Annotated in this window: 21 protein-coding genes; 3 read left to right on the plus strand and 18 right to left on the minus strand. The window is 41.1% G+C overall.

The annotated features are described in order from the left end of the window. Window positions 1–44 precede the first annotated feature (44 nt). The 11 genes from CYK18_RS05795 to CYK18_RS05855 form a co-directional block, all read right to left on the minus strand. Window positions 45–899 carry a MetQ/NlpA family ABC transporter substrate-binding protein gene (locus CYK18_RS05795; protein ID WP_101785593.1) on the minus strand — a complete coding sequence of 285 codons (855 nt, stop codon included), beginning with the start codon at window positions 897–899 and terminating at the stop codon, window positions 45–47. A gap of 153 nt (window positions 900–1,052) precedes the next feature. Continuing rightward, window positions 1,053–1,883, minus strand: coding sequence for an amino acid ABC transporter substrate-binding protein (locus tag CYK18_RS05800; protein WP_049500712.1), 831 nt, complete (start codon window positions 1,881–1,883; stop codon window positions 1,053–1,055). A 209-nt stretch (window positions 1,884–2,092) separates the two neighbouring features. Beyond that, a complete protein-coding gene (locus CYK18_RS05810) occupies window positions 2,093–2,416 on the minus strand; it encodes an AzlD domain-containing protein (RefSeq protein WP_000253936.1) in 324 nt (107 codons plus the stop codon). Next, a complete protein-coding gene (locus CYK18_RS05815; protein ID WP_101785595.1) occupies window positions 2,406–3,101 on the minus strand; it encodes an AzlC family ABC transporter permease in 696 nt (231 codons plus the stop codon). The genes CYK18_RS05810 and CYK18_RS05815 overlap by 11 nt, the downstream gene beginning before the upstream one ends. A gap of 495 nt (window positions 3,102–3,596) precedes the next feature. Then, on the minus strand, window positions 3,597–4,262 hold the full coding sequence (locus tag CYK18_RS05825) for a CPBP family intramembrane glutamic endopeptidase (protein WP_101785601.1): 666 nt from the start codon (window positions 4,260–4,262) through the stop codon (window positions 3,597–3,599). 66 nt (window positions 4,263–4,328) lie between these two features. Further along, entirely contained in the window at window positions 4,329–4,517 is a 189-nt protein-coding gene (locus CYK18_RS05830) for a peptide pheromone VP1 (RefSeq protein ID WP_101785603.1), read from the minus strand. Window positions 4,518–4,807: 290 nt separating this feature from the next. Further along, window positions 4,808–5,671 carry an XRE/MutR family transcriptional regulator gene (locus CYK18_RS05835; RefSeq protein ID WP_101785605.1) on the minus strand — a complete coding sequence of 288 codons (864 nt, stop codon included), beginning with the start codon at window positions 5,669–5,671 and terminating at the stop codon, window positions 4,808–4,810. A gap of 103 nt (window positions 5,672–5,774) precedes the next feature. Beyond that, window positions 5,775–6,785, minus strand: coding sequence for a tRNA (adenosine(37)-N6)-threonylcarbamoyltransferase complex transferase subunit TsaD (tsaD, locus tag CYK18_RS05840; RefSeq protein WP_101785607.1), 1,011 nt, complete (start codon window positions 6,783–6,785; stop codon window positions 5,775–5,777). After that, window positions 6,775–7,212, minus strand: a complete 438-nt coding sequence (gene rimI / locus CYK18_RS05845; protein ID WP_101785609.1) for a ribosomal protein S18-alanine N-acetyltransferase — start codon at window positions 7,210–7,212, stop codon at window positions 6,775–6,777. Before rimI ends, tsaD begins: the two co-directional genes overlap by 11 nt. Then, window positions 7,209–7,892 carry a tRNA (adenosine(37)-N6)-threonylcarbamoyltransferase complex dimerization subunit type 1 TsaB gene (gene tsaB, locus CYK18_RS05850; protein ID WP_049513052.1) on the minus strand — a complete coding sequence of 228 codons (684 nt, stop codon included), beginning with the start codon at window positions 7,890–7,892 and terminating at the stop codon, window positions 7,209–7,211. Before tsaB ends, rimI begins: the two co-directional genes overlap by 4 nt. Window positions 7,893–7,995: 103 nt before the next feature. Beyond that, complete coding sequence (locus CYK18_RS05855; RefSeq protein WP_101785611.1) at window positions 7,996–8,211, minus strand: hypothetical protein; 216 nt, start codon at window positions 8,209–8,211, stop codon at window positions 7,996–7,998. 281 nt (window positions 8,212–8,492) lie between these two features. Here CYK18_RS05855 and CYK18_RS05860 point away from each other — a divergent pair, with 281 nt between their 5' ends. Together CYK18_RS05860 and rnjA are read left to right on the plus strand one after the other, a co-directional pair. Further along, entirely contained in the window at window positions 8,493–8,726 is a 234-nt protein-coding gene (locus CYK18_RS05860) for a DNA-dependent RNA polymerase subunit epsilon (protein WP_000639575.1), read from the plus strand. 1 nt (window position 8,727) lies between these two features. Then, on the plus strand, window positions 8,728–10,407 hold the full coding sequence (gene rnjA, locus CYK18_RS05865; RefSeq protein ID WP_101782088.1) for a ribonuclease J1: 1,680 nt from the start codon (window positions 8,728–8,730) through the stop codon (window positions 10,405–10,407). Between the two features lie 36 nt (window positions 10,408–10,443). Here the strand turns inward: rnjA and mnmG are convergent, their stop codons facing one another. The 7 genes from mnmG to CYK18_RS05900 all read right to left on the minus strand — a co-directional run bounded on the left by mnmG (window position 10,444) and on the right by CYK18_RS05900 (window position 16,289). Beyond that, on the minus strand, window positions 10,444–12,357 hold the full coding sequence (gene mnmG / locus CYK18_RS05870) for a tRNA uridine-5-carboxymethylaminomethyl(34) synthesis enzyme MnmG (RefSeq protein WP_101785613.1): 1,914 nt from the start codon (window positions 12,355–12,357) through the stop codon (window positions 10,444–10,446). After that, entirely contained in the window at window positions 12,347–12,775 is a 429-nt protein-coding gene (locus tag CYK18_RS05875; RefSeq protein WP_101782087.1) for an NUDIX hydrolase, read from the minus strand. The genes mnmG and CYK18_RS05875 overlap by 11 nt, the downstream gene beginning before the upstream one ends. Window positions 12,776–12,786: 11 nt before the next feature. Next, window positions 12,787–13,242, minus strand: a complete 456-nt coding sequence (locus CYK18_RS05880) for an NUDIX hydrolase (protein WP_000193656.1) — start codon at window positions 13,240–13,242, stop codon at window positions 12,787–12,789. Between the two features lie 140 nt (window positions 13,243–13,382). Beyond that, window positions 13,383–14,504: a tRNA 2-thiouridine(34) synthase MnmA gene (mnmA, locus tag CYK18_RS05885; protein WP_101782085.1), complete on the minus strand. Its 1,122-nt coding sequence runs from the start codon at window positions 14,502–14,504 to the stop codon at window positions 13,383–13,385. Between the two features lie 423 nt (window positions 14,505–14,927). Further along, a complete protein-coding gene (locus tag CYK18_RS11085) occupies window positions 14,928–15,143 on the minus strand; it encodes a hypothetical protein (RefSeq protein ID WP_084954284.1) in 216 nt (71 codons plus the stop codon). Window positions 15,144–15,191: 48 nt separating this feature from the next. After that, window positions 15,192–15,404: a hypothetical protein gene (locus tag CYK18_RS11090; protein ID WP_101782084.1), complete on the minus strand. Its 213-nt coding sequence runs from the start codon at window positions 15,402–15,404 to the stop codon at window positions 15,192–15,194. A 153-nt stretch (window positions 15,405–15,557) separates the two neighbouring features. Then, on the minus strand, window positions 15,558–16,289 hold the full coding sequence (locus tag CYK18_RS05900) for a hypothetical protein (RefSeq protein WP_101785619.1): 732 nt from the start codon (window positions 16,287–16,289) through the stop codon (window positions 15,558–15,560). 156 nt (window positions 16,290–16,445) lie between these two features. On the opposite strand from CYK18_RS05900, the gene CYK18_RS05905 reads away from it, so the two are divergent. Beyond that, the gene (locus CYK18_RS05905; RefSeq protein ID WP_101782082.1) at window positions 16,446–17,309 is read left to right on the plus strand and encodes a helix-turn-helix domain-containing protein; all 864 of its coding nucleotides are present in this window, start codon (window positions 16,446–16,448) and stop codon (window positions 17,307–17,309) included. The last annotated feature ends 160 nt before the right edge of the window (window positions 17,310–17,469 follow it).

Raw genomic sequence — 17,469 nt, forward strand, 5'->3', positions numbered from 1 at the left:
AAAAGCAAGAGGTGGAATTTTCTCTCCCACCTCCCTGTTTCTTATTACCAAACTGGTTGATCCAAACCGTCTGATGTTTCTTCGATAACTTTTTTCACGTCATCTGTGTGGTAAGCTGCGATCACTTTCTTGATAGCATCAGCTTTTGGTGATGATTCCCAATCTTTTTTCGCAACGATGATGTTGTACCATTGTTTTGAGTTTTCATCAGCTTGTTCTTTGAAAAGTGCTTTCTTGTAGTCCAATTTTGCTTCTGTAACGAAGGTATTGTTTACAACGGCAGCGTCAACTGATGACAATGAACGAGCTGTTTGGCTAGCGTCCAATTCAGTGATTTTCAAGTTCTTTGGATTTTCTTTGATGTTAGCAACTGTTGCAAGAGCAGTTCCTGAAACGTCCAATTTAATCAAGCCAGCTGATTGAAGCAAGTAAAGCGCACGGCTTTCGTTTGTAGCATCGTTCGGTACAGCAATTTCTCCGTTTGCTGGGATGTCTTCTACTTTAGTGTACTTGTTGTCACTTCCATTCAAACCTGAGTAAAGGCGGATTGGAGAGATGTAAGTATCTGCAATCGCTACAAGGTCTTTCCCGTTTTCTTTGTTCCAGTTGTTCAAGAAGTTATAGTGTTGGAAAGCGTTCAAATCTACTTCGCCATCAGCAGTTGCCTTGTTTGGTTGTGAATAGTCTGTGAACTCTGTAAATTCCAAAGTGATACCGTCTTTTTTAACCAATTCTTGGATTTTGTCCCAACGTTTTTCTTCAGAACCGCTACGGTTAACAGTTGCGATTTTGATAGTTGTTGCATTGTCTGCTTTCTTTTCTGAATTTCCGCAAGCTGCAAGAGCCAAACCTGCGACTGTAGCAAGAGCTGCCACACCAAGCCATTTTTTGATTTTCATGATTCTTTCTCCTTAAAAATAATACCGTACTAGTATCTCACAATTTGTTTGATTTCACAAATTGTTATTAGATAATCAGATATATAGTTTAAAACTATATCCCTAAAAACTGAGAAATCATCCACCTGATTCAGAATGGATGATTTCACAAAATTATTTAATATCAGCTTCTGCTGGTAGGTAAGTGTCTCCGAAGAATTGTTTAGACAACTTTTCAAGCGTTCCGTCTTTGTAGAGTTCTTGGATACGTTTATCTACAAATGATTTCAACTCATCTTGACCTTTAGCAAGAAGTGGGTAAACGTAAGGTTGTTGGTCGCTTGGAAGTTCAATAACTTTCAAGTTGTCCAAACCTTGGTCCTTGATGACTGTTTCAACACCGATTTTATCAAAAATCTTGTAGTCAAACTGTCCATCGCTCAAGCGTCCCATGATTTGTTGGAAGTCTGCTTTAGTATACTTTAGGACAGTTGGATTATCTGAATGTTGTTTGTTGTAGTCTTCTAGCTGTTTAGCAGATGTTGTCCCTTGAACAACTTCTGTTGATTTTCCACCGATATCATCAAGCGATTTGATGCTAGGGTCATCTTTTTTCACTACAAGAACGTTAGGGTTTTTAGCAGTTGGAGCTGCGTAAAGGTATTTTTCAGCACGTTCTTTAGTGTAGCTGATGTTGCTAACAGCCATATTGTAACGGTCGGCATCAAGTCCTGCAAAGACTCCTGACCACTCTGTCTTCTCAAACTTGACATCATACTTGTCAGAGTCTTTAAAGATAGCGCGAACCACTTCAATTTCGTAACCAGTCAATTCGCCATTTTCTTCATAGTTGAATGGTTTTGGTGTAGCATTAGTTGCAACGATAATTTCTTTCTTGCTAGCTGCTTCTCCTTCTTTCTTAGCACCACCTGAGCAAGCTGCTAGTACACCTGCAGCAACAAGCCCTAGGGCAGCAAGAGATGAGTATTTAACGATTTTTTTCATGTCATTTCCTCCAAAATAGAATACCTTATAATCTTAACAGAAAAAGACCATTTGCGCCATTATATGATATCTATATCTGTGATAGGTTTTCTTTATGGCTGATTTATACTCAATGAAAATCAAAGAGCAAACTAGAAAGCTAGCCGCAGGCTGTACTTGAGTACGGCAAGGTGAAGCTGACGTGGTTTGAATTTGATTTTCGAAGAGTATTAAAAGACCAAACGTAAAACTGCAATTAAGACCACTCCAAAGAGAACTGTTCCGACTAGATTGCGGTAACGAAAGGCCACCCAAGCCGTTGGAAAGACTGCTAAGAAGTCCAGCCATTTGATTTGAGGAAGGCTACCAACCTTGCCTGTCACTACACTTGAAAGAATCAAGGCAAAGATAATAGAAACAGGCAAGAATTTCAAAAAACGCTCAACGATTGCAGGCAAGCCCTTATACTTGACCAAGATGAAGGGAATCATACGGGGAATCCAAGTCACCAAGCCAGAGAAAATAACTGCTAATAAAAGATACTTACTGACCATCTAAAACCACCCCCATTGTACAACCTAGCAAGGTCGCAAACAGAACAGCTAGTGACTGAGACACCACTGTCAAGAGCAAAAAGAAGGACACCGCAACAACCGCTAGGATGATGAACAGATTGCGGACAGGAATCCGTCTTTGCATAATCTGGAATTGCGAAGCAAAAATTCCAATGAACATCCCAACCAGGGCAAAATCCAATCCAAAGATTTCTGGATTTGGCAGTAGACCACCCAGAGCCGTTCCGACAACTGTTCCCACAAACCAAGCCACATAGCTGTTGAGATTGTTTCCGTGCATCCACATAGGATTGACCTTGTCTGCATGGGCCAATTCGCCCATCAAAACGCCATAAGTCTCATCCGTCAAAAGACTAGACATACCGATATTTTGCCAGAGACTGGTATGACGGAAATAAGTCGATGCGTGTAAACTCAACAAAAAGAGACGTAAATTAATCAAAAAAACCGTCATAGCAATAGCTGCCACAGGTGCTTGAACCGCAATCAGTGCCAGCATGGCAAACTGGGCACTCCCAGCATAAACAAAGAGGCTCATCAAGCCCATCTCAACAGGTGTCACATAGGGCGCACCGATAATCCCACAGGCCAAGCCAATACTGACATAACCAAGGGCCGTTGGCATGGCCGCCTGCGTCCCTTCCCAAAATCCTTTTTCTTTCATCTTTCTCCTCATATTGTCTTAATAATACTCAATGAAAATCAAAGAGCAAACTAGGAAGCTAGCCACAGGTTGCTCAAAACATGTTTTGAGGTTGCAGATAGAAGCTGACGCGGTTTGAAGAGATTTTCGAAGAGTATAAGTAGGCTGAATCGGTTCCAGCCACAGCATGGACTATTATAACACATTCGGGAAAGAGAAAAAAGTCTGCTGATTTTGACCATCATAAAAAGACTGGCAATCCAGTCTCAAACATATATTATACAAATTCTCCGCTAAACACTTTCACGGATATTCAGGAGCATGAAAAAGGCGACTAGAAGAAATAGCAATAAAACAAAGCTAGTAGCAATAGTTACTAAAACTAAGATCATTTTTATGAAAAGGATACCTAAAAATGCGATTACAAACAAATATAAGAGTATTCAGCAAGGAAATAAACTAGATGGGTAGAATACCTAGGAACACTCTTCCTAAAATATTACTAAGCAAATGAAATTACAGCAACGGTAAAATTTGACCAATACCATTGTAGACTATATGCAGTCCAATAGGCCAATAAATTGACTTTGTCATTCTAAATAAGACTGCAAATATAAGACCTCCACCCATATAGAAGACAAAGTCTGTCAAGACCCAACCGTGATTACTAATGTGCGAGACCCCAAATAAAACAGCGGAACCAAGTACATCTAGCCCCCATTTCTTTCCTTTTTCCAGAGCAGTCATCACTAATCCACGATAAATCATGTCTTCAAAAATGGGACCTGCAATCACAGGATAAAAAAAATACATCAAAAATGCCGTAGCTCCTGTAAAAGTAGGAGCAGCATGTTGATAAGAAATTTCATTTCGAGTAGGTGGGAAAAGAAAAAAGGTGACGAAATTCCAAACAACAAAAGCAAGCAAAGCTAGGAAGGAATAGAAAAGATAGGATCCTTTAAACTTTCTACTGTTGATTTGTTGCCATTTTCCCGACCAAATCATAGCAATAAGAGCAAATAAAACCACAAGAAAATTCAACATCATATCCGACAGATAATAGGCAAAGTCAGATAGACCAAGAGCAAAGTCGCTAGATAAAACCAGACCACTGAACTTCTGGTCAGCAATAACTAGTAGAGCAGCTATAATAAAGTAGTAGCGTGAGATTATCTTTTTCATCCTATTTTCTCCTATATTACGAAATAAAGAAAGCCCTAACCCAAACAAAGGCAAGGGCTTTAAATATCAATGACTACGATTAACAGTGGAAGAATCATGGTTAAAATATTTCTTCCAGAAATTAGTGATTGACCAAGGTGCTCCTAAGCCTACTCCAATTCCACCGCCTGGGTTAACCACAGTGTTGCCTCCTCTAACATCTTGCAACTCATCTTCTGTCAATTCCATCGTTTCTGCAAATTGTAAATTTAACATCTTTTATACTCCTTCAATTGTTTTCTTCTTGTAAACCACTTCTGCGACCTAGGATTTGCTTCAAATGTTTTACAAGGTCAGTATAACATGGAAATTGGCTTATTTTAGAAAATCGCATATTTGATATTTTTTCTTATAGAAATTTCACATTTGCGATTTTAGTAGATTTGATTATTTCACTGGTATAATAAAGTTACTACTAACAAGGAGGGATATAATGATGAAGAAAAGAAAAATCCAACTGATACTCCTGCTTATTTCGGAGTGGGTTATCGTCTTCCCGTTTCTAATTAATCGATAAGTTCTTTGTATTGCTGAAAACGCAATTCGAAGAGGGCTAGCAATTGTGGATTTTCTAATACTTGCAGAGATTGGATAAAGTGTTCAATCTCTTTTTGATTGCTTCCTTTGGTTTGAAGAAAGACACTCATTTTCTTTAAAAATTGCCATGATACTTTCTCAAAAACATCGTACGAGCGGAGCATACTCTCCAACTCGGCCTCAAAGATTGGAATATAAGAAAATAGCTTACGCTCCATGAGTTCTGATATAATATTCAGAAATCCACTTTTCATATACAGTCTATTATGTACTAACTCTTTAAATTCTTTGGATTTCTCAATTAAAGCGGTTGATAAAAATATCAAATCTTGGTTACTCAAGAAGGGCATAGTATTGCAAAAAAGATAGAGTTCAAACCAGGTCCAAGACTCAATAGCGTAGAGGTAGGTAGTCAAAAACTCGCTATCCTCCTCTGCTAGCGAATAGCTTTTATCCAAGGAATGGAGTGCGTTTTTAATTACAATAGCATTCAAACGACGATAGGTCTGCGCCATCTGTTCTCGCTCGACTTCCTCCAACAGTTGCTCTAAACCAGCAATATCTTGATGGGCAAAGCAATCCTCAACCTTTCTACCAATTCGCATATGTGGAGATTCTTGATAGTTGTTGAGCTTGTGTCCAAACTCATCAAAATTCATATTGATCCCTTGAATGGCTAGGATCAACTTATCCGCAGATAGCATAGACTGCCCTAGCTCAAACTTTGACAACTGAGAGGCTGTTAGTCCAGCACAAGCCACATCTGACTGCTTGAGCTTTCTAGCCAAGCGCAATTCCTTGTAAAATTCCCCCAATTCCATTCTCTCAATCATCTTGCTACCTCCTAGATTTTGCATATTATATCATTATTTTTATAGTTTTGTCAAAATATTCTGACATTTCGTCGAGTGAAAAAGCCAGCCTCAAGCTGACTCTTTATTCTATCGTATCAAAAGCGAGGCTAGGTTTGGCATTGAGGTCCAAGCTTGCAAAATTTTCTTTGTTCCACTCGCTGACGCTAGCATAGGCAATCATACCTGCATTGTCTCCGCAGAGGCGCAGTGGTGGGATGATAACCTTAACATCTGTAACATCGGCTGCTAGGCGTTCTCTGAGACCTTTATTGGCTGCCACACCACCTGCCACGACAAGGGTTTTAACAGGGTATTTCTCCAAAGCCTTCTTGGTTTTTGCCATGAGAATATCCAGTACAGCTGCTTGGAAGGAAGCACACAAATCCTCTGTTGACAAGCTCTCTCCCTTTTGCTCGGCATTGTGGTGAAGGTTGATAAAGGCAGATTTCAAACCTGAGAAGGAGAACTCCAGATTATCTTCCTTAATCATGGCACGTGGGAAATCATAAATATCCTGCCCCTGATGAGCCAGCTCGTCAATCTCGCGACCTGCTGGATAGGTCAGTCCCATGACGCGACCTACCTTATCATAAGCCTCACCAACCGCGTCATCTCGCGTTTCCCCAACAATCTTGTAATCACCAGCCTCGGAAACATAGACCAACTCTGTGTGACCGCCACTAACCAAGAGGGCTAGCAAAGGAAACTCCAAAGGCTCTACACTTTGAGCTGCCATGAGGTGACCAGCCATGTGGTTAACGGGAATCAGCGGAAGTCCATGTGCCCAAGCAAAGGCCTTGGCAGCTGACAAACCAACTAGTAAAGCTCCAACTAAGCCCGGTCCATAGGTAACTGCAACAGCTGTAACATCGTCTTCGGTAATCCCTGCTTCTGTCAAAGCTTCCTCAATACAGGCTGTAATGACCTCGACATGGTGACGACTGGCTACTTCAGGCACTACGCCCCCAAAACGTTTGTGACTCTCAATTTGACTAGCAATGACATTGGACAAGAGCTCATCGTCGTTTTTCAAGACGGCGACACTGGTCTCATCACAGGATGTCTCAAATGCTAAAATATATCTATCCTTCATCTATTTCTCTCTTCATGATGATGGCGTCCTCGACTGGATCATGGTAGTAGGCCTTTCGCTCAGCGATGACCGCCATCTTTTCTTTCTTGTAAAATGCTTGCGCTCGTTGATTTGACTTTCTGACTTCGAGGAAAATCTCCTTTTCTGCCGGCAATTTAGCAAACAAGGCTGACGCAATCCCCTGACCCTGATAGGTTTGCTTGACAGCGATTTGCAGGACTTCTGCCTCAAATAGATTCTCCTGAACAGCTAAAAATCCAATCACTTCCGTCCCATCATAAGCTAGAGCATACCAAGTCTGGTCTTGGGACAGGTCTGCTTGGATTTGTTCCAACGTCCAAGGACTGACTGGGTAAACAGCTGCCATGACAGCGTAGATGGCTTGTGCCAAGTCAGGCTGCTGTTGGATTCGTTTGATTTCTATCATAGGCGTTTAATGTAAGACTCACCAGACTCGGTATGGTTCTTGAGCCAGTTTTCCTCAGCCTCGACTCGTTTGAGGTAATTGGGAACAAAGTCGTGCAAGGAGTCTGCTTCCTTATCCCAGGCCAAAAGAGCAAGATTGGCTGCATTAGGCAAGGTTTCTTTGAAATTAGTCCTTGGCAAATGTTCTTGAATTTGCTCCACAAAGGGGCCAACTTCTCCGACAAAGGTTACCTGACTAGCACCCTTGATTAGCTCGATGACTCGCTCAAAAGGCAGGTGTGCTTCTGGCATGACAGGTTTGGCATTTTCATAAAATCCTGCATAAACATTGTTACGACGCGCATCCATCAAAGGAACGAACAAGCCTTCTTGCTGGTATGGCACCAGAGCTAAGAGACTCGACATACCAACCAACTCGATGTTCAGAGTGTGAGCTAAGGTTTTGGCAGTTGCTACCGCAATTCGCAAGCCTGTGTAGCTCCCCGGCCCTTCAGCTACCACGATTCGGTCCAAATCCTTGGGCGTCCAGTCCAAACTTGCCATCAAAAAATCGATGGCAGGCATGAGGGTAATACTGTGATTTTTCTTAATATTAATCGTCGTCTCGGCAAGAACCTGCTTGTCCTCTAAAATAGCGAGAGAAAGAGCCTTGCTGGACGTATCAAAAGCTAATACTTTCATAACACATTCCTATCTTTTTGTCTGCTTACTATTATACTACAAAAGCTGGCGCATGGGAATTTTCTTTATCCCCAAACAAAATGCCCCAGCATGAGCAGGGCATCTAAGCATTTAATCCAAAGTAAAATACAAACCAAACGATATAGGTTACGAGGAGGAGAAAAAGCGAGTAGAGAGTCACAAAGGTAATTTTCCACAAGAACTTGCTTTGTCGTCGTTCCAGTTTGGCAAATAGAAGATTCCCCGCATAAACGCAAGCAACAAAAACAATAAAAGCTACCAAGCGAGCTCCGATAGCAAAAGCAAATAAGTTATACATAGGGCAACCTCCTTGACTTAAAATCTATATGGAATTATGACAAGCAATAAATTTCACTTCCGTTATCAATATAACACATTTTCTTTGTTTTTTGCAAGCGCTTCCCAAAGAAATCGTCCCATGACTTTCTCGTTTCCGTCTTTTACTAATTTTTCATTTTGTGGTATAATTGAAATAATTGTAACGAATCAAGGTCAATCTAGACACAAAATGGAATGAAATCAAGCAAATCTCTGCTAAAAGTTTGGAATAAGCTGACCTGTAAAATAGAAAGGAACTATATGATTTACAAAGTTTTTTATCAAGAAACAAAAGAACGTAGCCCACGTCGTGAAACAACACGCGCACTTTACCTAGACATCGATGCCAGCTCAGAACTTGAGGGTCGCATCGCTGCTCGCCAACTTGTAGAAGAAAATCGCCCAGAGTACAACATCGAGTATATCGAACGCTTGTCTGACAAATTGCTAGATTACGAAAAAGAAACTGGCGCCTTCGAAATCACGGAGTTCTAATATGGCCTATACTCTTAAACCTGAAGAAGTCGGCGTTTTTGCCATCGGTGGTCTGGGAGAAATCGGGAAAAACACATACGGAATTGAATACCAAGACGAGATTATCATCGTCGATGCTGGGATTAAATTCCCAGAAGATGACTTGCTTGGTATCGACTATGTCATTCCTGACTACTCTTACATCGTAGACAATATCGACCGCGTCAAGGCTGTTCTGATTACACACGGACACGAGGACCACATCGGTGGGATTCCATTCCTACTCAAGCAAGCAAATGTCCCAATCTATGCTGGACCACTTGCCTTGGCTTTAATCCGTGGAAAACTCGAAGAACACGGTCTCTTGCGCAACGCCAAACTTTACGAAATCAACCACAACACTGAGTTGACCTTTAAAAATCTCAAGGCAACTTTCTTTAGAACGACTCACTCTATTCCAGAGCCTTTGGGGATTGTTATCCATACTCCTCAAGGAAAAATCGTCTGTACGGGTGACTTTAAGTTTGACTTAACACCAGTTGGTGAACCAGCAGATTTGCACCGTATGGCAGCCCTTGGTGAAGACGGCGTGCTCTGTCTCCTGTCTGACTCAACAAATGCGGAAGTGCCAACCTTTACCAACTCTGAAAAAGTCGTTGGCCAGTCCATCATGAAGATTATCCAAGGCATCGAAGGACGTATCATCTTTGCATCCTTTGCCTCAAATATCTTCCGTCTCCAACAAGCAACAGAAGCTGCTGTTAAGACAGGACGTAAGATTGCGGTCTTTGGCCGTTCTATGGAAAAGGCTATTGTCAACGGAATTGAGCTTGGTTACATCAAAGCTCCTAAGGGAACCTTTATCGAGCCAAATGAAATCAAAGACTACCCTGCAGGAGAAATTCTGATTCTCTGTACAGGTAGTCAAGGCGAGCCTATGGCAGCCCTCTCTCGTATCGCCAACGGAACCCACCGTCAGGTGCAACTCCAACCAGGTGATACCGTTATCTTCTCTTCAAGTCCAATCCCTGGAAACACGACTAGCGTCAACAAGCTGATTAACATCATTTCTGAAGCTGGTGTCGAAGTTATCCACGGTAAAGTGAACAATATCCATACATCTGGACACGGTGGTCAGCAAGAGCAAAAACTTATGCTCCGCTTGATTAAGCCAAAATACTTCATGCCTGTCCACGGTGAATACCGCATGCAGAAAGTCCATGCTGGACTAGCGGTGGATACTGGTGTCGAGAAGGACAATATCTTTATCATGAGCAATGGTGATGTGCTTGCCCTCACTGCTGACTCAGCTCGTATAGCAGGCCATTTCAACGCCCAAGATATCTATGTCGATGGAAATCGTATCGGTGAAATCGGCGCAGCTGTCCTCAAAGATCGTCGTGATCTATCTGAAGACGGTGTCGTTCTAGCAGTCGCAACTGTTGACTTCAAGTCGCAGATGATTCTGTCTGGTCCAGATATCCTCAGCCGAGGCTTTGTCTACATGAGAGAATCTGGTGACTTGATTCGCCAAAGCCAACGCATCCTCTTCAATGCGATTCGTATCGCACTGAAAAACAAGGACGCCAGCGTGCAATCTGTCAATGGTGCCATTGTCAACGCCATTCGCCCCTTCCTTTATGAAAATACAGAACGTGAACCGATTATCATCCCGATGATCCTCACACCAGATGAAGAATAAATCATAAAACAGCCCCGTCTTCGGAGCTGTTTTTCTCTATGCTTTCTTTTCTTGATTTTTAGAAATACTACGATTTTTACCTTCCAAATATACCATCAAAATAGAAATATCTGCTGGGTTTACTCCCGAAATACGGCTGGCTTGGCCGATGGTTTCTGGATTGATGAGTTTGAACTTCTGACGGGCTTCGGTTGCGATAGAATCAATGTCATCCCAGTCGATATTGGCTGGAATGCGTTTTTCTTCCATGCGTTTCATCTTGGCAACCTGATCCATAGCTTTTGAGATGTAACCCTCGTATTTGATTTCTGTTTCAATCAATTCGATAATCTTGTCATCCAAGTCCTCTGCAGCTGGTCCGATAAAGGCCACCACATCTTGATAAGAAACTTCTGGACGGCGAAGGAATTCCTTGGCTGTCACTGCATCTGTCAACGACTTGAAGCCCATCTCCTCAACCTTGGCATTGGTTTCCTTGACTGGCTTAAGTTTGATGCTGTCTAGGCGTTTCATCTCATTTTCAAATTGATTTTTCTTGATTTCAAAGCGAGCCCAGCGTTCATCATCTACAAGGCCAATCTCACGTCCCATCTCTGTCAAACGCATATCAGCATTGTCATGACGGAGGATGAGACGGTATTCAGCACGACTGGTCAAGAGACGGTAGGGTTCAATGGTTCCCTTGGTCACCAAGTCATCAATCATGACCCCAATGTAACCGTCACTGCGCTTCAAAATCAATTCAGGCTTGCCTTGGATTTTCAGAGCCGCATTGATACCAGCGATAATCCCTTGACCTGCTGCTTCTTCGTAACCTGACGTTCCATTGGTCTGACCAGCAGTGAAAAGTCCTGAGATTTTCTTGGTTTCCAGAGTCGCACGCAACTGATGAGGCAAGACCATGTCATACTCAATGGCATAACCAGTTCGCATCATCTCAGCATTTTCCAAACCTTTGATAGAATGAACCAGCTCACGTTGGACATCCTCAGGTAGACTGGTTGAAAGTCCTTGAACATAGACTTCCTCAGTATTTCGCCCTTCTGGTTCAAGGAAAAGTTGGTGACGTTCCTTGTCCGCAAAGCGCACAATCTTGTCTTCAATCGATGGACAGTAACGAGGTCCCACTCCCTTGACCACACCTGTAAACATAGGCGCACGGTGGAGGTTATTTTGGATAATCTCATGACTGGTACCATTGGTATAGGTCAACCAGCATGGCACTTGGTCTTTGACATAATCCTCATCACGCGAAGTGTATGAGAAGTGATTAGGCGCTTCGTCTCCTGGCTGAATCTCTGTCACATCGTAGTTGATAGAAGAAGCCTTGACACGTGGAGGTGTTCCTGTCTTGAAACGACCAATTTCGAGGCCCAGTTCCTTGAGATTGTCAGCTAGGTTAATAGAAGCCAAGCTGTGGTTAGGACCTGATGAATACTTAAGATCTCCAATGATAATTTCCCCACGGAGGGCCGTCCCTGTAGTCACGATAACAGCCTTAGCAGCATACTCTTGATGGGTCGCTGTACGAACACCGACAACTTTGCCATCTTCAACCAAAATCTCATCAATCATGGTCTGACGAAGGGTCAGATTTTCTTGATTTTCAACCGTCTTGCGCATTTCCTTGGAGTAAAGCTCCTTGTCAGCCTGCGCACGAAGGGCACGGACAGCTGGCCCCTTCCCTGTGTTAAGCATCTTCATCTGAATGTAAGTCTTATCAATGGTTTTGGCCATCTCGCCACCGAGGGCATCAACTTCACGCACAACGATCCCCTTGGCAGAACCACCGATAGAGGGGTTACAAGGCATGAAAGCCAGCATTTCAATGTTGATAGTCGCAAGCAGGACCTTACAGCCCATACGGCTAGCGGCCAAGGAAGCCTCAACCCCAGCGTGTCCCGCACCAATTACAATAATATCGTATTCTTCAGTAAAATTATATGTCATTTCTTAACCTTTCAAAAATTTCTCGTAAATAAGGAACTAACTTCTCCTCCTCTAGAGCTTGAGCCATAGTAACCCATTTAAAATGCGTATGCTCTTCAGGATCTAATCGGATAATTGGCTTCTCCCCAACCCACTCTGCTTTATAAACTAAGCGAGTAAAGACAGTATCCTTAGAGGTATCCAGTTGACTATCTTCGTGAAGAAGTTTGAGCGAACTGCTATCTAGCCTAACTCCCGCTTCTTCAATGCATTCTCTAAGAGCACCATCTCGCGGAAGTTCACCCTTTTCAACCCCGCCACCAGGAATATCCCAGTAAGTTGGATAAACGTTGGGTTCTCCTCTTTTAATTTCCGAACGCTGAATGAGCAAATAATCACCACCACTATGAACAAGTACATGGGCAATAAGCTTAACCATCCTTTTCTCTCCTATTTCTCAAGATGAATGTGTCTTAGTTGGCCGTCCCAATCTGGCAGGGCTGTTTTTAAAAAGGCTGGAACTAGCTGGATATTCTGGAGCTGGTCCAAATCAATCCACTCACAGGGCTGACTTTTCTCATCTTCCTGCATGGTCAATGGGGCATCTTCAAGCAAGTCCACCAGATAATGAAACTCAATGTTGTGATAGGAAACACCGTCTTGTTCAAAACGATTTTCAACCACAAAAGCTAGCTGCCCAGCTTGAGCTTTAACACCCAGTTCTTCCCTCACTTCGCGGACTACCGCTTCTTCCGTTCTTTCATTGACTTGAATCGCACCTCCAATTGTGTAATACTTTCCCTTGTCTTTGGTAACTAGGAGCTTGCGATTTTGGACAATCAAGGCTGTCGCCCGAACACCAAAAACTGTATTTCCTACTTTTGTCCGAAAGTCTTGCTGAGTCATTCTTGTCCTTTCCTCTAAACGACACAAAAACAGTCAAAACTCCAAAGAAGTGCAGGACAAAAAAGCCTGCAACATCCATGAGCTTTGACCATCATTTCTATTGCTTTTATTATTGTAGCAAATTGAGAAAATTTGTCAATCTAAATGTACTGACAAACTTGTCCGTCACGGTAAGCATTGTCAATCAAGCCACCACCTAGACACTCTTCGCCATCGTAAAAGACAACTGCCTGTCCTGGTGTGATGGCGCGTTGCGGTTCTGCAAAGATAACCTCTGCCTTATCTCCTTTGACATGTACTGTCACCTTAGAATCAGGCTGACGGTAGCGGAATTTAGCCGTACATTCGAGCGTAAACTCCTCTGGCATCTCACGAGTAAAGTGGACTTGGCTAGCCTCTAGGCTGGTTGACATGAGCGAATCATGGTAGAAACCTTGGCCTACATAGAGAATATTCTTGCTTAGGTCTTTTCCGACAACGAACCAAGGTGCATTGTCACCACCGTGTTGGCCACCAATACCGAGACCGCCACGCTGACCAATTGTATAATACATAAGGCCTGCATGCTCACCCATATCGCGACCATCCACAGTCATCATGCGACCAGGCTGAGCTGGCAGATAGTTGCTGAGAAAGTTTTTAAAGTTCTTTTCTCCGATAAAGCAAATCCCTGTCGAGTCTTTCTTCTTGGCAGTCGCAAGGCCTGCTTCTTCTGCGAGTCTGCGAACTTCAGGTTTTTCCAAATGTCCCAGTGGAAACATGGTTTTTTGAAGTTGTTCTTGCGAAAGTTGGCTGAGGAAATAAGTCTGATCCTTGCCATTGTCCACGCCACGAAGCATGTGAACGATGCCCTCCTCATCACGCGCCACTCGGGCATAATGCCCAGTCGCAACATAGTCTGCACCTAAAGTCATGGCATAGTCCAAAAAGGCCTTGAACTTGATTTCCTTGTTGCACATAACGTCTGGATTTGGCGTGCGTCCTGCACGGTATTCCGCTAGGAAATACTCAAAAACGCGGTCCCAGTACTCTTTTTCAAAATTGACAGAGTAGTAGGGAATGCCAATCTGGTCTGCCACCGCAGCCACATCCTTGTAATCTTCGGTCGCCGTACAGACGCCGTTTTCATCTGTGTCATCCCAGTTCTTCATGAAGATACCGATCACATCGTAGCCCTGCTCCTTGAGTAAAAGAGCCGTCACCGACGAATCAACACCACCACTCATCCCCACAACAACACGTGTTTTAGAGTTATCACTCATGGTAAGTCTCCCATCTATTCGTTTATTTATACCCCTCAAAATTCTATTTACTATGACTTTCAATAGAATTTCTTCGAGTATAGTCTTTTCGTTTGCTTTTAGTAGTAAAATGGTCTGGGAGACCATTTTAGCCTATCATCTTAAAATGAAAATATGATAGGTAACGAGTCGCAAGCATAACTTGAGTTCGCTCAATCAGTCTGGGAGACTGATTGAGGTTATAAATCAGACAAGCTCAGCTTGCATCTCATTTCGAGTTAACGACGTAATAAAAGATAAACGAAATGACTAGTTCACGATTGAAGGTCGTGTGTGCTTCACGATTGAAGGTCGCTTGAGCAGTATTCATTATAACATGCTTGGTTGGAGAAGACAAGAAAGAGGCTGTCAATCGACCAACCTCTGGTTTTATTGATAAAAACTTTAGTCATCATCGTCTCTATAAAAATATTTTCTATACACTCTTGATAATACCAAAATTAATGCCAATATCATACCAAGAGCTATAATAATAGAATTTATTAGATTTATTTTAGTATATCCAATCACTAGTCCAATAATTGGACTAGTAGACATGCTTAGATATAATAAAAATGACAAAAAATGAATTTCACCAATTCCAGCAAAAAAATGTTTCATTTTAAATATCCCAATTTTACCTTTCGTCTTAATAATCCACTAACAACTCTATTGACTTCTCTTTTTTTTGAAAAATCTTGATAGCAAATTTGCTCCACTTAATGCCACTAAGATTTCAATGGGCAAAAAATAGTAATCCCATATCAAATGAGAAATTAGCAATGATAGAAATAGTATACAATCAATATAACTATTCTTAAAATATTCTGTAATTACATAATACAGAAATGCCACAACCACTGAAATTAAAACAACCATCATAATACTATTATCCTGTCCTTCTCACTAACTCTATTTCCAAAATTTCATTTTTGGGGGACTTAGTAATGAAATTACAATTAACAACACACCTAAAATAAATAAAAATATCTCCCAAACTTTATTCTCAATTTTAATAAAGCCACCATATCTATCTTACTTCTTATTTTTAAATAATTCATACTCTTTTTCTCTGATAAAGGGAAGTGAAAAATTAGAAAAAATTAGTAGAATTGAAAACAGATATCCGTCTTTCTGCATTACTAAAATATAACCTAAAAATAAATAGACAATCAAATCTAGTACAAAAAGAGAAAATATCCTCCTTTTCATTACCTCACTTGAGTCAAAAATTCTGTTTAATAGAAACTTTATCGTCTTATCTACACAAATTTTTATCAAAAAGATAAGAGTCAATACACGATTAGCAACTGTACCATGAAGAATAAATGGAAATATAGTTAATATAAAACTAGAAATCTCTAAATATTTTATCCAAGGAGATTGAGACACCTTGCTTCTAAACTGACTAATTTTCTTATATTCTTTAGTCAATTTAGTATCAAAATCTTTCCCAATTATATTAAAGATTAAGAACTCCAGGATAAAAATACTGATTAATACGATATAAGTAGAAACCTTTCCTGGGAAATATTTATTGATTAAAATCGGGAAAATCATTAACAGAATTGAGTTTATGGCTAGACAGATAGATACTATTTTATTTTTCACTGAATATATAGGGAGCGATACTATCGCATAGAGAAACGCTAGAAAAATAAGCAAGAAATACTCAGTGCTGCTAATTAGCGGCGCCCTTAATGATAAAAATAGATAGGCCCCCCACACGATGATATGCGCTTTACGAATTGACTCTAGATTACTCATGCTTCTTCCTCTTATTCTTGGTTCCATTTTTAAACTATGTCAACCTTTTTCACAACTTTATTTCGACTTTCTTTTTTACTTTTTACATTGCTATGATACAATATTTTTAATAGGATTTTATTATTTGTTAACTTTTTTCACGAGAAGGAGTAAATCATGCGTTATGATTTCGGAAAGGTCTATAAAGAAATACGTGAGTCAAAGGGGCTGACCCAAGAAGAGGTCTGTGGGGGTGTTCTCTCAAGAACTAGCTTATCAAAAATCGAAAGTGGCAAGACAACCCCAAAATATGAAAATATGGAGTTTCTTCTCCGGCAAATCAATATGAGTTTTGAAGAGTTTGAATATATCTGTCAACTTTATCAACCAAGTCAACGCACAGAGATTATGCAAACCTATCTCAATATGCGTTCCATTATCGGGACCAGCGATCTTGTCAATTTATTTCAAAAATGCCAAGACTACCTCAATACCCACCACGATCTCCCTATAGAAGAAATCAGAGACATGCTTGAAGTTGTCATTTATATCCGTCAACACGGGGCAGGGGAACTATCAGATCACGCAGAACAGGTTGTCAAGAAACTTTGGAGAAAAATTGAAAAACAAGATACATGGTATGAGAGTGACCTAAAAATCCTCAATACCATCCTTTTCAGCTTTCCCATTGAACACCTCCATCTCATCACTGGAAAAATCTTGCAACGCCTAGAAGTTTATAAAAACTATCAACATTTATATGACTTGCGAATGGCAATCCTGCTTAACCTTTCCACACTCTATCTATACAATCAAGATAAAAACATGTGTAAGCAAATCTGCTACACTTTACTGGAAGATGCCAAGAACAAGAAAAGCTATGATAGGCTTGCTATCTGCTATGTCCGTATTGGGATTTGTAGGGATGATGCTAAACTTATCCAAAAAGGTTTCTCACTTCTGGAGCTGGTCGATGAAACTTCTATGCTGTCTCATCTCAAACAAGAAGTAGAGACCTATTATCAAGCGAAGGAAATATAAAAAAGTCGAGGGATTTCCCAATGTCATTAAGTTAGTGATCTAACTCTTTAAATAGGAGATAGGATTGAGAACATCAAAGTGATTCTCTATCCTATCTTCTATTTTTTTGCATGACAAATAAAGGTTTTTTCACCCTATTTTTTGAGATTTATGTTACTCT

The organism is Streptococcus mitis (genome assembly GCF_002860865.1).
Lineage (GTDB): Bacteria > Bacillota > Bacilli > Lactobacillales > Streptococcaceae > Streptococcus > Streptococcus mitis_AT.

Excerpts from the sequence above, each read along its gene's own strand:
- CYK18_RS05795 (WP_101785593.1), bottom strand. The coding sequence starts at position 899 with ATGAAAATCAAAAAATGGCTTGGTGTGGCAGCTCTTGCTACAGTCGCA.
- CYK18_RS05880 (WP_000193656.1), bottom strand. The coding sequence starts at position 13,242 with ATGACTCAGCAAGACTTTCGGACAAAAGTAGGAAATACAGTTTTTGGT.
- mnmA (WP_101782085.1), bottom strand. The coding sequence starts at position 14,504 with ATGAGTGATAACTCTAAAACACGTGTTGTTGTGGGGATGAGTGGTGGT.
- mnmG (WP_101785613.1), bottom strand. The coding sequence starts at position 12,357 with ATGACATATAATTTTACTGAAGAATACGATATTATTGTAATTGGTGCG.
- CYK18_RS05825 (WP_101785601.1), bottom strand. The coding sequence starts at position 4,262 with ATGAAAAAGATAATCTCACGCTACTACTTTATTATAGCTGCTCTACTA.
- CYK18_RS11090 (WP_101782084.1), bottom strand. The coding sequence starts at position 15,404 with ATGATGGTTGTTTTAATTTCAGTGGTTGTGGCATTTCTGTATTATGTA.
- CYK18_RS11085 (WP_084954284.1), bottom strand. The coding sequence starts at position 15,143 with ATGAAACATTTTTTTGCTGGAATTGGTGAAATTCATTTTTTGTCATTT.
- CYK18_RS05900 (WP_101785619.1), bottom strand. The coding sequence starts at position 16,289 with ATGAGTAATCTAGAGTCAATTCGTAAAGCGCATATCATCGTGTGGGGG.
- CYK18_RS05905 (WP_101782082.1), top strand. The coding sequence starts at position 16,446 with ATGCGTTATGATTTCGGAAAGGTCTATAAAGAAATACGTGAGTCAAAG.
- rnjA (WP_101782088.1), top strand. The coding sequence starts at position 8,728 with ATGGCCTATACTCTTAAACCTGAAGAAGTCGGCGTTTTTGCCATCGGT.
- rimI (WP_101785609.1), bottom strand. The coding sequence starts at position 7,212 with ATGATAGAAATCAAACGAATCCAACAGCAGCCTGACTTGGCACAAGCC.
- CYK18_RS05835 (WP_101785605.1), bottom strand. The coding sequence starts at position 5,671 with ATGATTGAGAGAATGGAATTGGGGGAATTTTACAAGGAATTGCGCTTG.
- CYK18_RS05860 (WP_000639575.1), top strand. The coding sequence starts at position 8,493 with ATGATTTACAAAGTTTTTTATCAAGAAACAAAAGAACGTAGCCCACGT.
- CYK18_RS05810 (WP_000253936.1), bottom strand. The coding sequence starts at position 2,416 with ATGGTCAGTAAGTATCTTTTATTAGCAGTTATTTTCTCTGGCTTGGTG.
- tsaD (WP_101785607.1), bottom strand. The coding sequence starts at position 6,785 with ATGAAGGATAGATATATTTTAGCATTTGAGACATCCTGTGATGAGACC.
- CYK18_RS05830 (WP_101785603.1), bottom strand. The coding sequence starts at position 4,517 with ATGTTAAATTTACAATTTGCAGAAACGATGGAATTGACAGAAGATGAG.
- tsaB (WP_049513052.1), bottom strand. The coding sequence starts at position 7,892 with ATGAAAGTATTAGCTTTTGATACGTCCAGCAAGGCTCTTTCTCTCGCT.
- CYK18_RS05855 (WP_101785611.1), bottom strand. The coding sequence starts at position 8,211 with ATGTATAACTTATTTGCTTTTGCTATCGGAGCTCGCTTGGTAGCTTTT.
- CYK18_RS05815 (WP_101785595.1), bottom strand. The coding sequence starts at position 3,101 with ATGAAAGAAAAAGGATTTTGGGAAGGGACGCAGGCGGCCATGCCAACG.
- CYK18_RS05875 (WP_101782087.1), bottom strand. The coding sequence starts at position 12,775 with ATGGTTAAGCTTATTGCCCATGTACTTGTTCATAGTGGTGGTGATTAT.
- CYK18_RS05800 (WP_049500712.1), bottom strand. The coding sequence starts at position 1,883 with ATGAAAAAAATCGTTAAATACTCATCTCTTGCTGCCCTAGGGCTTGTT.